General features: G+C 56.7%; 11 protein-coding genes, 1 tRNA gene and 1 riboswitch. Of the genes, 4 read left to right on the forward strand and 8 right to left on the reverse strand.

Annotated features, from left to right (window positions below):
- Positions 1–66 precede the first annotated feature (66 nt).
- Positions 67–282, forward strand: a riboswitch (cobalamin riboswitch).
- A 101-nt stretch (positions 283–383) separates the two neighbouring features.
- Both MN186_RS05630 and MN186_RS05635 read left to right on the forward strand, forming a co-directional pair.
- Positions 384–686 carry a hypothetical protein gene (locus MN186_RS05630; protein ID WP_242113356.1) on the forward strand — a complete coding sequence of 101 codons (303 nt, stop codon included), beginning with the start codon at positions 384–386 and terminating at the stop codon, positions 684–686.
- A 108-nt stretch (positions 687–794) separates the two neighbouring features.
- The gene (locus MN186_RS05635) at positions 795–1,571 is read left to right on the forward strand and encodes a cobalamin-binding protein (RefSeq protein WP_242113357.1); all 777 of its coding nucleotides are present in this window, start codon (positions 795–797) and stop codon (positions 1,569–1,571) included.
- A gap of 232 nt (positions 1,572–1,803) precedes the next feature.
- Here the strand turns inward: MN186_RS05635 and MN186_RS05640 are convergent, their stop codons facing one another.
- Entirely contained in the window at positions 1,804–2,487 is a 684-nt protein-coding gene (locus MN186_RS05640) for a Crp/Fnr family transcriptional regulator (RefSeq protein WP_242113359.1), read from the reverse strand.
- Positions 2,488–2,596: 109 nt separating this feature from the next.
- Positions 2,597–4,498 (reverse strand): cation:proton antiporter domain-containing protein, encoded by a 1,902-nt coding sequence (locus MN186_RS05645; protein WP_242113361.1) that lies wholly within the window; start codon positions 4,496–4,498, stop codon positions 2,597–2,599.
- A gap of 279 nt (positions 4,499–4,777) precedes the next feature.
- Between MN186_RS05645 and MN186_RS05650 the strand changes: the two genes are divergently transcribed.
- Positions 4,778–4,867 (forward strand) — tRNA-Ser (locus MN186_RS05650).
- 1,394 nt (positions 4,868–6,261) lie between these two features.
- Here MN186_RS05650 and pepT read toward each other — a convergent pair.
- The 5 genes from pepT to MN186_RS05675 form a co-directional block, all read right to left on the reverse strand.
- Complete coding sequence (pepT, locus tag MN186_RS05655) at positions 6,262–7,512, reverse strand: peptidase T (RefSeq protein ID WP_242113362.1); 1,251 nt, start codon at positions 7,510–7,512, stop codon at positions 6,262–6,264.
- Between the two features lie 60 nt (positions 7,513–7,572).
- Positions 7,573–8,535, reverse strand: coding sequence for an ABC transporter ATP-binding protein (locus MN186_RS05660; protein ID WP_242113364.1), 963 nt, complete (start codon positions 8,533–8,535; stop codon positions 7,573–7,575).
- Entirely contained in the window at positions 8,532–10,415 is a 1,884-nt protein-coding gene (locus MN186_RS05665) for a dipeptide/oligopeptide/nickel ABC transporter permease/ATP-binding protein (protein ID WP_242113366.1), read from the reverse strand. The genes MN186_RS05660 and MN186_RS05665 overlap by 4 nt, the downstream gene beginning before the upstream one ends.
- Positions 10,412–11,359, reverse strand: a complete 948-nt coding sequence (locus MN186_RS05670) for an ABC transporter permease (RefSeq protein WP_242113367.1) — start codon at positions 11,357–11,359, stop codon at positions 10,412–10,414. The genes MN186_RS05665 and MN186_RS05670 overlap by 4 nt, the downstream gene beginning before the upstream one ends.
- 64 nt (positions 11,360–11,423) lie before the next feature.
- Positions 11,424–13,001: an ABC transporter substrate-binding protein gene (locus MN186_RS05675; protein ID WP_242113368.1), complete on the reverse strand. Its 1,578-nt coding sequence runs from the start codon at positions 12,999–13,001 to the stop codon at positions 11,424–11,426.
- A 104-nt stretch (positions 13,002–13,105) separates the two neighbouring features.
- On the opposite strand from MN186_RS05675, the gene MN186_RS05680 reads away from it, so the two are divergent.
- Positions 13,106–13,795, forward strand: coding sequence for a DUF1028 domain-containing protein (locus MN186_RS05680; RefSeq protein ID WP_242113370.1), 690 nt, complete (start codon positions 13,106–13,108; stop codon positions 13,793–13,795).
- A gap of 189 nt (positions 13,796–13,984) precedes the next feature.
- On the opposite strand, the gene MN186_RS05685 is transcribed toward MN186_RS05680, so the two are convergent.
- Positions 13,985–14,167 carry a glutaminase gene (locus tag MN186_RS05685; protein ID WP_476726583.1) on the reverse strand — a complete coding sequence of 61 codons (183 nt, stop codon included), beginning with the start codon at positions 14,165–14,167 and terminating at the stop codon, positions 13,985–13,987.
- Between the last annotated feature and the right edge of the window lie 74 nt (positions 14,168–14,241).

Below are 14,241 nucleotides of genomic sequence, written 5' to 3' on the forward strand. Positions count from 1 at the left end.
TCATTGCGGTAACGGGCTGATCTTGCGCGACCCGTCTCGCCGCAGTTGACAGGTGCCTTTGAAAATGGCTACCGATAAGGGGATGGTTCCCAAACCGGATTGCCGGCGCGGGATTTAAAGGGAACACGGTGCGGTGTGCATATGCACCCAAGTCCGTGACTGCCCCCGCAACTGTAAGCGGTGAGCCGATACGAAGAGCGCCACTGGGCCAAATAGTCCGGGAAGGTTCGTATTCGGCACGGACCCGCAAGTCAGGAGACCTGCCATCGCAACCCAACTTAACCCGGGCGGGGAGTCCGGCATGGAGCATTGTGATGACTGACCGGCCCCGCCGCGAAACCTCAGATTTCCTGCGCCTCCTCACCCCATGCGCGGAGGGCGCCATGCATCTTCATCGAATTCTTCACCAGCTTCACTGTAGCCATCCCGACAAGGGCAGGGCGACCGAACTGGGGCAGCTTGGCTTCATTGAATGGCTAAGTCTTTTGCCGGGCGACAGTGACTTTCACCGCTGCGCTATGGTGGCACATGCTCAGGCCGCGCCGCTGCGACGCGCATCGGTTTCGGTCGCGGTGTTCTGCGATCTGTTGACCGAGGCGACACGGATGCCACCCACACCGCTGCGCTTGAACCTGCCCAAACCGCACCGACGCGGGGGGGCGAAGGCGCGGCGGCAGCTTCATTGATCCATGATCATCAAGCCGCAACGGCCTTGATGCGAGTCACCAAGTATCATGAACGATATCCTGAAAGGAATGTTTCGGCGGGGCTTTCCCCGTCGAACCAACATACACATGAAGAAATTTCCGCCTGAGCGTATCATCTGCCTGACCGAAGAAACGGTTGAAACCCTATATCTGCTAGGCCAGCAAGACCGCATCGTTGGCGTGTCAGGCTATGCCGTGCGCCCCGAAGGTGTTCGGCGTGAAAAGCCGCGGGTATCGGCCTTTACATCGGCCGATATTCCGAAGATTCTGGCGTTGGAACCCGACCTTGTCCTGACTTTCTCGGACCTGCAAGCCGACATTGCCGCCGATCTTCTGCGCGCAGGCGTTGCCGTCATGGGCTATAACCAGCGCGATCTTGCGGGTATCCTTGCGATGATCCGGCATCTGGGCGCAATGGTGGGGCAGGGCGTGCGTGCCGACAAACTGGCCGATCATTATGAACAGCGTCTGGCGGGCATCGCAGCGCGCGCGGATGGCAAGCCGCGTCCGAAAGTCTATTTCGAGGAATGGAACGATCCTATGATCACCGGCATCAAATGGGTGTCCGAGTTGATCGAGATCGCAGGCGGTCACGAGGCCTTCCCCGATTTAGTCGGCGAAGGGGCCGCCCGTGATCGCATTGTCAATTCGGATCAGGTGATTGCCGCCGCGCCGGATGTGATTCTTGCCTCGTGGTGCGGCAAGAAGGTCCGGCCAGAAAAAATCTCGGCCCGCCCCGGCTGGGAGGCAATTCCTGCGGTGCGCGACGACCGGATTATCGAGATCAAGTCCTCGATAATCCTGCAGCCCGGCCCGGCCGCCCTGGGTGATGGGTTGGACGCGATTGTGGCTGCGCTGGCGTAACCTGAGCACCCTTGCGCAAAGCGACCGGACAGCGCACGAAGCAGGGCGGCCAAGTTTTGCGGATCGCTTGTTCTGTTGTGCCCCGCAAATCAGCCTGCTTCAACGTCAGGACGTTGACCAGACCAGAGTTGCAGCGCCCCTTGCCGTCATAGGTCAGCGCTGCCCCTTTCACTGGTTGGGATCATTCTGCCGACCTAATAGGGACCGCTGGCATAGCAGGTCCGCAGGGCGTCTACCCATCGTTTCCGGCATAATCGCGCAGCATCTGCACATCGTCGATGATCGCGCGGCTTTTGTCGATTTTCACACCGAAGGTGCCCAGTCGGGAAAACGCACGCGACAGGCTTTCCGGCTTCATACCCAGACGTCCGGCGATCAGCACCTTGTCATAAGGTAGTTTGATCGAGCAATCTTGCGGCGACCCATCACACAGGCCCAACAGAAACTCAGCCACGCGCTGCGGTGCGGTCTTGGCTTTGAGCTGTTCAAGCTGTGTGACCAATCCATGCAAGTGCGTGAAGGTCGAGGACAGGATCGAAAGCGCGACTTCGGGGTCCTGCTTCACGATCTGAACCAGAACGTTGGTTGGAATGTGCATGATTTCGCAGCCAGTGGCGGCTTCGGCGGACACGGGGTAGGGCAGCTTGCGCAGAGCGACGGCTTCGCCAAAGCTTTCGCCGCGGGTGAAAACGCTGACAACCGCTTCGGTGCCACCGCGGGTCATGCGGTAAAGTTTGACCCACCCGTCCAGCACGATGTGGATTGCGTCGGCGGGGTCTTCCTGCATGAACAGGGTTTCACCACGCTCGTAATGCCGCCATGTGGCTTGCGACAGGATCGCATCCACATGCACGTCGGGCAGGGCGCGCATCAAAAGAGAATTGCGCGCAAGTATCTTGTATTTCTCATGTGGCACTTTGTGTTCCCTTAAACTGGCACCACGTCCGCAGCGGGCTAACCTGTTCCGGCGCGCATAATACCTGCCCTGCTCGTTGTCGTCCACCGGCTGCGTGAATCTGCCACGCTCAGTTCTTGTCTGGTGGTTGGTCGCTGTTGTTGCGTACTTCTGAGACGCGGCCCGCCAATTGTTGTTCCCAGATTTTCACCATTTCTTTGACTCGCTTCATGTAAGCTTCGTTTTCAAAGGTGGGTGTGTCCATATTGTGCAGCTCGGCCAGTTCCAGCATGACTTCGCGATCCGAGATGTCGAATTCGGATACAATGCGTTCAGCCGCAATCCGGCTGTAGCCAAGAGCCTCGAACGCGGATCGTGTGGCGCGTAATGAGCTGTCATAGGTTTCACGGATGACATCGCGACAGCCAACTGACCAAAGGTCATAGACATGATCACGGTCGATCGCGCGGGCGATGACATGCACGTGGGGGTGATGTTCGCATACATAGCGGGTCAGCTTGGTGATCGCGCTTCTTTCGTTGATTGCGACGACAAGGACTTTCGCATCCTCAATGCCTGCCGCATTCAAGACCTCGGGGCGGGTGGGGTCGCCGTAATGCACGGTGATCCCATATTGACGCAGAAGTTTCAGGTGATCGGACGAATAATCAAGCACGGTCGTATCATGTCCGGCGGCCCGTAATCCCCGGTTGATGATGCCGCCAAAGCGACCGTGGCCTGCGACGATGATCGGGGTGTGGGATGCGATCGTGTCCGCCTCGGGTTTGTCGTCTTTCAAATATCGCGGTGCGATAACGCGGTCGTAAAGAATGAACAGCGCCGGGGTCATCAGCATAGACAGGGCCACCACCAACAGAAGGATATCCGCGATATCCTTCGGGATGACGGCGTTGGATACCGTAAAGGTCAACAGCACGAAACCGAATTCGCCCGCCTGCGCCAACCCCAAAGCAAACAGCCACTTGTCGCCCCGCCGCAGCCGAAACGCGCGCCCCAACACCACCAGAATGATGGCCTTCAGTGCAATCAGGCAAAGTGTCAGCCCCAGCACCAGCACGATGTTCTGACTTAGAAGGCCGAAGTCGATGCTGGCACCAACCGTGATGAAGAATATGCCCAGAAAGATATCCTTTAACGGGTCAATATCGGCTTCCAATTGGTGTCGGTAAGAGCTGCGCGCCATAACCACCCCCGCCAAAAAGGTGCCCAAGGCGGGCGTCAAGCCGACCATTGTCATCAAAATCGCAATACCAAGCACCATCATCAGGGCGGTGGTCACGAACAGCTCGGGCAACCGGGCGCGAGCCACGAAGTGAAAGACCGGCGTGGTCAGATAGGTGCCAGAGACGACCACCGCCGCAATCGCTCCCAGTGTGACCATAGCGGTCTGCCACCCGTTCAACCCGTCGACCAGACTCAGATTGTGCCCGCCCAAACCACTGTCGACTGCGGCGGTAACGTCGGCGGTGGTCGGCGGTACGGTTTGAGCCAATTCAGGCACTGCCAGAAGGGGGATCAGCGCCAGAATGGGAATGACCGAAATGTCCTGCATCAACAGGACCGAGAAGCTGGCTTGCCCCCCGTCAGATTTAAGCAACCCTTTCTCGCGTAAGGTCTGATTAACGATCGCGGTCGAGGAAAGGGCCAACACCAATCCGATTGCCAATCCGACGCGCCATTGCAGCCCAAAGGCCAAGGCGACGGCCATTATGACCAAAGTCGTCACGATGACCTGTAAGCCGCCCAATAAGAAAATGCGGGTGCGCAGCGCCCAAAGCGTCTTTGGGTCCATGCCCAATCCGATAATGAACAACATCATGACCACGCCGAACTCGGCAAAATGCTGCAAAGCGACCACATCCGTACCCAGCCAATGCAGAATGGGGCTGATTGCGATCCCCGCGATCAGATATCCCAGCACCGAGCCAAGCCCGTACCTCGATGCAATCGGCACTGCCAAGACCCCAGCCAGAAACAGAGTGAAGGCGATCAACATGAACTCAGCGGTCATGGAGGCTCCTGTTTATGTCTACAATGAAAGGTGGCCCTCGCCATGCTGTTGCGATTGCCATGAAAACGACCAACCGTGTGTAACCCCGATTCCGGACGTGTCTTATTATGAAAATGCGCCGTATCCAGCGGACATTGAAACGCGTGCAGCCCGTGGGGTCAATAGAACGCGCACGCTGCTTTTTACCACGCATTTCATACGCTGCAAACCTTGCCATACCTGCACATTTTTTCCATTTGGCCCTTGCCCCGCCTATTTGAGATAGCTAAACGGGTCGACGGAGACGTGGCCGAGTGGTCGAAGGCGCTCCCCTGCTAAGGGAGTAGGCCCGGAAGGGTCTCGAGGGTTCGAATCCCTTCGTCTCCGCCACTTATTTTGGCTAAAGCGCTTAGATGGAATATCAAATTTGTAGTGCTTCGATTTAGGGTGCATTGTAAGGTGCCAAATTGAGCAAAGCGCTCGGTTTTGACCTAGGTTTGAGTATTGCAGCTTAGACTGATACGTTTGACAATTAAGTGGGCGAACCTTTCAATCCTGATGTTGATCCGGTGTTTGGTTTGGCAAAAAAGCATCTGTCACAGCGGATTTTCACTGCGCCTTCGGGAATGCAAAGTTTTTTGAGGCGGAAGCAACCGTTGGATTATCTTTGGTTCAATGGCGACATAAGCCGAACCGGCAACTCTAAACACTTCATACAAGCGGTTTGTCCATCTTGATTAGAGTTTTCGGTTATTTCCTGTGCCGGTCTTTCCCATTTGTTACCCGGTTAAGCGACCACAAAGGGCTTGCGATATGGCATAGGCGGAAGTGGGTAACCGTCGGTCACTCCTTCAGGCACTTCGTGACTGTGTTTCGCGGCAAACCGGTTGCCGACGCCACAGAAAGGATGCGGCGACCCTTCCGCGCTATCCAACGGCGGATCTTCGATACACTTTCTATCAATATCACCTGTTCTTTCCGCCGCGCTCTTCGGCGCGGATGCTAACGTGGCAGGTGGGTTAATTTCACTTGCTCATAACCCACCCAAGTGGGTCAATTTTGCATGCTGATTCAGACAATGCACTGTAGGGGCCAGAACGGACTCCGTTGCGGTTCAATCTATCCAAATCTAACACGCCAAGTTTTGGAAAATTAAAGCATATCCAGGCCCATACGTATTTCCATTGTCAGACCAGACGAGACGAAGCCACAGGGGTGGGCATCCCATCTGGCGGGCAGGAGCGTCGAGAAAACACTGGATGCGCATCATCAGGATTTTTACTACCGTGCAACCTTAGAGCAGTGGCTTGCGCAATCGGCACCGTGCGAAGCTGATCGGGGAGCGCCGACAGCTCGGTTCGTGAGACCGGTCTGAGTTGCTCAGCACCAAGTTTGACGTGTGAGACAGCGTCACATGACAAGCGGAGAAATGTCTCAAGCGCGGCTGCTATCCGGTCGTTCGTCGCTTCTGTTCTTGGCCGCGCCGTATGCAGTGACAGACACGGGCCAAACCGAACCGCCTCGCCATGATGGAGCACGAGGGCAAGCGTATCAATTGAAACTGCCGCTTAATCTTTTGCATCCATCATGTGCCGCCGTCCTGACCCATACCAACATCAAATCCTAAGGCTGTGAGAAAGACAGCACCAACGGCGGCTGTCGCCAAACCGAAAGAGGGTTGTCCAGCTAGGGGACCCTATAGCTCTCCCCAAGACTGCTCAGATCGGCGAACCGCCAAACGCCTACGAATGAAATTCACGGATCGATCTGGGATTAAGCGCCACTTACCGTCTACTCGGTGTAACTCCTGCGGAGCGCTCAGCGATACTCAAGCACAGCTCTGTTGCTTTGGCCATGTCCTGCACAGAGACCCATTCGAGCGGTCCATGTATGTTTTGCATGCCGGTGAACAAGTTAGGGCAGGGCACCCCTAGTTCGGTCAAACGCGAGCCGTCGGTTCCGCCTCGGATCGGGACGGAAATCTCTGCTATATCAAGTTCAGCAAGTGCTTCGCGTGCAAGGTTTACCGGCGTCATATCATCTTCCAGCCAGTACCTCATGTTGCGGTACTGCGGGGTGATCTGACAGTCGATCTTCGCTCGTGGCTCGGTGGCGGCGATTGTGTCACAAACCTGACGCAAGAGGGCACCTTTGGCGTTTAACCCGTCCATTTCGAAATCACGCAGGATGAAGCGGACAACCATCTCGTCAGCGTTTCCCTTCATATCGACGGCATGGATGAAGCCTTGACGGCCATCCGTGGTCTCAGGCGTCTGCGTCGATTTGGGCAGCGTGTCGACGATTTTAGAGGCAAGATAAATGGCATTGACCAACTGGTCTTTTGCGTTGCCAGGATGAATGGAAACGCCTTTCACTGTGACGACAGCGAAATCGGCCGAGAATGTTTCGTACACAATTTCCCCGACTTCTTTTCCATCGAAGGTGTATGCGAAATCCACGCCCAGATCGGCTGGCAGCCGGTCGTCCACTCCCCGACCGATTTCCTCGTCCGGGGTGAAAGCCAAACGCAGAGTGGGCCGCTGGATGTCAGGGTTGTTCAGTAGATGTCGCGCTGCGGTCATAATGATGGCTATGCCCGCTTTATCGTCGGCTCCCAAAAGCGTCAGCCCCGACGCTGTCACAATGTCGTCTCCGATCTTTTCGCGTAAATAGGGGAATTCCTCGGGTGTAAGCGCCAGATCAGGATCGTCTGGAAATGTTATTGTGCCGCCATCGTAGCGCTCGAGCACCCTGGGTTTTACACCGGTGGCATTGAATTGCGGAGCTGTATCGACATGCGCAAGAAATCCCACACATGGCCCATCAACAGTTCCGGGTATCGTTGCGATCACAGTGCCATAGGTGGTTTTGAACACGTCTTTTGCACCGATCTCGACCAGCTCTTTTTGTAACAGGTCCAGCATGTCATGTTGGCAGTCTGTAGATGGCGCGGACGCACCGTCTTGATCAGACTGACTGTCAATTGCGCAGTAGCGGATTAAGCGGTCTCTCAACTCGATGTCGAATGCGGACATTTGGGCTCCTCAACGGCTAAGCCGTCTGCTGTTGAATTGCGGGTTTATCAGATCGTCCGGTCAGTCGTTTCCCAAGGGATGAAAACACGCAACTGACGTTTTACCGTTGCTCTCGGACAAGGATGGAACCTCTGTCCGGCATCGCTCGGATGCGTATGCACATCGAGCTGCGAACGAACATCCAGGGGGCGGGTTCAATGGATCGGGCAGTTCGGTGTCTTTGGCTTCGGGCGCCTTCAGGGCGCGTCCCACCACTGGGGCGCTGTCGGCCAGAAGCTTCGTGTAAGGATGACGTGGCGCGCGAAATATGTCTTTGGCCGGACCGATTTCGACAACGGATCCGAAATATAGCACCGCGATTCGATCACTGACAGCTTCAACGACCGCAAGGTCATGACTGATGAAAAGATACGTCAAATCGAATTCAGACTTCAAATCCGCCAAGAGATTAAGGACCTGGGCCTGTATCGATACGTCGAGGGCTGATACCGGTTCGTCGAGTATGAGTATGCGTGCATTGGCCGCGAGCGCCCTTGCGATACCTATCCGTTGTGCCTGTCCGCCTGAGAATTCGTGGGGATAGCGGTCCAAGAATTCTTCGCGCAGATTTACACTGGCGAAAATCTCGGCAATGCGCTTGTTTCGCTCGGGCTTGTCCATGCCGTGGAGTCGCTTAAGTGGCGCCTCCATGATCTGGCGGATTGTCTTGCGCGGATTGAGCGATGAAATCGGATCTTGAAATACGTATTGGATGCGCTTGCCAAAGTCCGCCGGGTCTGCGTTGTCCAGCGCTGCTCCTTCGATTTCGATCTGCCCGGTCGTCGGGTTCAACAACCCGACAAGCATACGAGCAAGTGTGGATTTTCCGCAGCCGGATTCGCCCACAATACCAAGAGTATCTCCGTGTTCGACCGTTAGAGTAATGGGATGTACGGCCTTTACCGATCCCGTGGGACCACCGAAAAGAGTGCCGCCCAGGTAGAATGTTTTAGAGAGATCCGTGAGTTTCAAAGCGGCGGTCATTCAGCGGCCTCCTGTAGGGGTGTCACCGGATGCAGACACCGCACCGCGCGGTCGCCTTTGCGTTCGAGTGCGATCTCTCCGGTGCGGCAATCGGCCTGCACACGTTCACAACGATCTGCAAATGCGCACCCGTCCGGCAGTTTGTCGACCACTGGCGGCAGTCCGGGGATCGCTTCAAGACGTCGTTTGCCTTCGCCCAATTGGGGAACGCAAGCCATGAGGCGCGTGGTATATGGGTGGGTAGGCTTGTCGAGGATTGAGGCGGTCGGCCCTTCTTCTACAATGCGTCCCGCGTACATGACCGCGACGCGGTCGCACAGCTGCGCAACAACGCCAAAGTCGTGAGTGATAAAGACAATCGCCAACCCCCGCGAGCGACGAAGGTCATCCAACATCGCAAGGATCTGGGCCTGCACCGTCACGTCGAGAGCGGTTGTCGGTTCATCGGCAATGATGATGTCGGGATCGTTTGCCAGTGCCATGGCGATACCAACGCGTTGGCGCATACCGCCGGACATCTCGTGAGGATAATCCGAAATACGCTTGGCTGCATTCGGCATACGGACCGCTTCGAGAAGCTCGATGGCTTTTTTCTGCCCTTCTTCTTTTCCAATCGGCCGGTGGGCCCGGATCGCCTCGATCAACTGTTCACCCACGCGATAGAGCGGATGCAGCGTCGCAAGCGGATCCTGAAAGATATACGCCACGTTTTTGCCACGCATATCCCGTAGGCGACGATAGGGAGCTCCGATGAGGTCTTCGCCGTCATAGCGCACGGCACCGCCGCTGATGACACCGGGTGGAGAGGCAACCAACCCCATGACAGATAACGCGGTGACTGATTTTCCGGAACCAGATTCTCCGATGATGCCAAGGCATTCGCCCCTTTTGACATGCAGCGAAACACCACCAACGGCGCGGTAAACGCGATCTTTCACATGGAACTGGGTCTGCAAGTTCTGCAACTCCAACAGCCCGTCGCCGGTTGCTGCGGGAACTGGGCCGTCGCGCTTGACCATCGTCGCGGCCATGGGCCGCGAGAGGGCACCGGACTTCAGACGCGGGTCAAGAGCGTCCCGAACCCCGTCGCCCAGAAGATTGATGGACATGACGATAATCAGGATCATCACCCCCGGAACGATGGAGGTATGTGGATTGGTGATCAATGCCGAGCGGGCCTCACCCAGCATCGAACCAAGATCGGCCTGCGGCGGCTGGCTGCCGAGCCCGAGGAACGACAGACCGGCGGTTTCCAGGATCATCCAGCCGATCGTGGTCGACATGGCGATCACGATGACGGGAATCACGTTGGGCAGGATTTCGGTCAGGATGATCCGCGTATCCGAAAGCCCGGCGAGCCGCGCCGCATCCACGAATTCCTTATGCGCGATACCGACTGTGATCCCGCGTATGTTGCGGGCGAAGAAAGGGACATTCACAGCAGCGACGGCCACCAGTGCGTTGAAAAGGCCGGGTCCAAGAGCGGCGACAATTGCCAGCGCCAGAAGAATGTATGGGAACGCCATCAGCATATCGACACCGCGCATGATGACGTTGTCCGTGCGGCCCCCGTAATACCCGGCGATAATGCCGATGGTGGCCCCAAGGGTCGCGGCCACAATGGCCGCTGCGAATCCAACAGCGAGACTCAGTTGCGTACCCCAGAGAAGGCGGCTGAGAAGATCGCGACCAAGGTGATCGGTCCCGAGAATCGCGCCTTCCGAGAAGGGCAGTTTGAAGCGGTTGGCTGTGTTGGTGACATCGGGGTCAGCAAGCGGCAGGATTGGTGTAATCAGCACCAGAAAGACAACCAGCATCAGAACGATGCCACCAGCCAGCGCCAGACGATTGCGGGCGAGAAGTTTTAGAAACACCTTCATGTCTTGATCCTTGGATCGAGCAGACTCTGCGCAACATCGACGGCGATGTTGAACAAAACGTAGCAGGCCGCGACAAAGACGACACCGCCCTGCACCAGCAGAATGTCGCGTTTGAGGATTGCATCGACAAGCATTCGGCCGACACCCGGCCATTGAAAGACGATCTCGATATAGACCGCGCCCGACAGCACGAAGCCCGCCTGGATACCGAGAACAGGAATGATCGACACCATCGCCGCCTTGAGTGCATGGCGCCAGATGACACCACGCTCGTGAACGCCCTTGGCACGGGCCGTACGGATAAAGTCTTGCCGCAGAACCTCGAGCATCGCAGAGCGCGACAGGCGCGCGATGACGCCGGTGGCAACCACTGCCATGGCAATCGCAGGCAGTGTCAGGTGGCTGATCAGAGCACCAAGGTTACGGTCGCCGTAGATCGGCCACATGCCTGAGACAGGAAAGGCCCGCAAGTTCACGGCAAAGAGCAGAATCATCATCATGCCGAGGAAAAAGGACGGGATCGAGATGCCAAGCAGGACGACAAAAGTGATGGCCTTGTCGGCCGCCCCGTATTGATTGGCGGCAGAGATAACGCCAGCAACAATACCGAAAACAGAACACAGCAGAAAAGCGGTGCCGGCCAGGATCAAAGTTGCATTGAAACGCTCAAGAACTTCGTCGATGACGGGGCGGTTCAGGGCAAAGGATGTTCCGAAGTCTCCTTGCAACATATTGCCGAGCCAGATGAAATACTGCTGCACCAGCGACTTGTCGAGGCCAAGCTCGCGGTTCAGCTTTTCGACGTTTTCGGGCGTTGCATAAGACCCAAGGATAGCGGTCGCCGGATCGCCAGGGATCATCGCCATTATAAGAAAGACGATAACCGTGATCCCCAAAAGTACGGGAATCGCCGACAACAAGCGCTTCAGGATGTATCCGGTCATCAATTGCTCCGTATGTTGATAGGGGCGGGAGGGAGAGCCCGTGGCTCTTCCCTCTCTGGACGGATCAGTTCTTCACGACATCGTCGAGAAGCAGGAAGAAGGACGGCTGAAGCGAGAAACCTTCGACGCGGTCACTGGTCACCGCATTCTGTTTCCAGTTGGCCACGAACACCCAGGGCGCATCTTCCTGCACAATGGTCTGCATCTCCTTATAAAGTGCCGCACGTTCGTTCTGATCCGTGGCAGCACGAGCCGCTTCAAGAAGCTCATCCACCTTCGCGTTGGAATAATAGCCCGAGTTGAAACCGCCTTGATCCGGCCATGCGGATGTTCTCAGCGTAAGAAACGGCAGCGTATCGGGATCATTTGTCATCCACGCCATCTGCGCCATATCGGCCTTGCCTTCGAGCCCCGGATTCACGTTGCCAAGAAATGTGTTCCACTCATAAGTCTCGATTTTCACGTCGAACCCGACCGCTTCCAGATCGGCCTGCATCGCCGTGCCCATCGCAATCGGGTCCAGCATGCCCGAGCCACCTTCGGTCACATAAAACGTCAGCTCTGCGCCCTCCATACCGGCTTCGGCAATCAGTTCGCGTGCCTTGTCGGGATCGTACGGATAGGGCTCCAGATCAGGATTGTAGGCCCAGGCAAAGGCCGGCGGTGTGGGGCCTGCGGCAACCTCGGCTGTGCCTTCAAGCACGTCGTTGACGATGGCTTCCTTGTTGATGGCGTAGTTTGCCGCTTGACGGACGCGGACATCCGCGAAGGGGCCTTCTTTTGCGTTCAGTATTAGAAACCACACATGCGGCCCGGCCTGTTCATGAACGGTGTAGGCGTCGCCCTGGAACTCGCTCAGGGCGACAGGTGGAACCTCGACTATCAGGTCGATACCGCCCGCGAGCATCTCTGCCGTGCGGGTATTGGCGTCAGTGATCGGCCGGAAAACGACGGCTTGAAGCGACGGGGCGCCGTCCCAATAGTCAGGGTTCGCCTCGACGATCACGGCTTCGCTAGAGCGCCATTCGGCGAACTTGAACGGACCCGTGCCAGACGGATTACGACCGAATTCCGCGCCATGCTTTTCGACGGCAGCTGGCGAGACGATCAAGCCCGTTGGATACGCGAGGTTCGACAGGAACGGTGCATAAGGCGCATTAAGCGTGAATTTGATGGTAAAGTCGTCAACGACCTCTACGTTCTCTACTGCGGAAAAGAAGAACGACAGCGGAAACGGTCCGGTATCATAGAACGGGTGGTTTTCATCCAGCATTCTGTCGAAGTTGAATTTGACCGCGTCGGCGTCAAAGGTGCTGCCATCATGGAATGTTACGCCTTCACGAAGTGTAAAGATGTACTCTTTGCCGTCTGCGCTGACATCCCAACCGGTCGCCAAGGCAGGCTCAACTTCAAGCGTGCCGTCCTTGTAACGAACAAGACCGTCATAGACGTTCATCAGTATTCTGAAATCGTTGACCGCCGTCACCGCCGCAGGATCAAGCGCTTTCGGCTCGGCAATTTGGCCGACAATCAGAACACCCGGCGGGGTCTGCGCGACGGCACCGGATATACCGCCAAGTGCAAGAGTCAGTGCTGTGCCAGCGGCTATAAGCCCCCGGCGAGTAAAAGAATGAAGCGACATGTGCTTTACCTCCGCGCTGTTTTTTGGCATCTATTTATCATGATAAATTCCATCAGGCCAAATTTTCATGATAAATTCAAGTCTGAATAATAGGAGTTGCTCGCGTGACCATCTCAATCTTGGCATTTGACGAAAATACAAACACTTACGGTGGGGCGGCGGCGACCGGAAGCCTTTGTGTCGGAGGCTGGGTTTTGCGTGGAAATGCCGAATCAGGTCTCAGTGCTTCTCAGGGATCGCTGCCATCCACATTTTGGGGAGATGATGTTCTCGCGCTCATGAAGGACGGAGCAGCCGCGGACACAGCGGTTAATGCCGTCACGGGAGCAGACACTGGTCGGGATGAAAGGCAACTGTCGGCACTGGATAAAACCGGCGGAACGGCTGCCTTTACAGGAGCCGCAAGTATTCAGGTTGCGGGCGTTCGCCAGGCGCGCCACGCCATTGTCGCCGGTAACCTACTGGAGTCCGAAGCGGTGCTGGATGCGTGTCTCGCCGGATTTCTCAAATCCGAGCAACCTTTCGATGTGCGCCTGCTGAGCGCGCTTGATGCAGCCGCGAAGGCCGGGGGTGACAGCCGGGGTCTTTTGTCCGCTGCGCTCCTTGTTGTCAGGCCAGACGCCGCGCCGCTCAGCCTTCGCATCGATCATTCGAATAATCCACTTGTCGATCTGCATGCGCTGCACCGCAAAGCGACGACCGGGGCCTACGCAAACTGGGCGGCCCATGTACCCACGCTGAATGACCCGTTTCGGGCCGAGCCCTATTTAGAGAAAACCGACCAGCCAGTGTAGTCGGCGATCCGCTCGGCCGTCCACGTCTCGACTTTTGAATTTCTGTAATGGTCAGGCCCGGGAGGTCAGGCAGCGATTGATGCTTGCTCAGGCACGGTGATCAAAATACCGCTGCTGCCGCCACTTTCGCCAGACACGCCCACACGATACGCGTATTTTCTCGATCCGTTGTAGTGCCACAGGTCGTCATCAATGCTGCGATCCGGCGCGCACAAAGCCGGAAAAGTCCGACAACGCGACACTTGGCGGACGCACGGTCAGCATGGTGTTGGTTGTCACCAGCGCATCTGCATTGATGAATGGATTGAGCGGGCGCCCGGCCTTCTGTTCAAGCAAAGCCATGCTGTCAGACGCCGTTTGCGCGGGATTCACATTCGCCAATTCGGGGGATGTAGGACGCCACGTTTCCCAAGTGTTGACTGGAATGTGCCTCCTCGACGAGGCCT

The organism is Aliiroseovarius sediminis (assembly GCF_022678485.1).
Lineage (GTDB): Bacteria > Pseudomonadota > Alphaproteobacteria > Rhodobacterales > Rhodobacteraceae > Aliiroseovarius > Aliiroseovarius sediminis.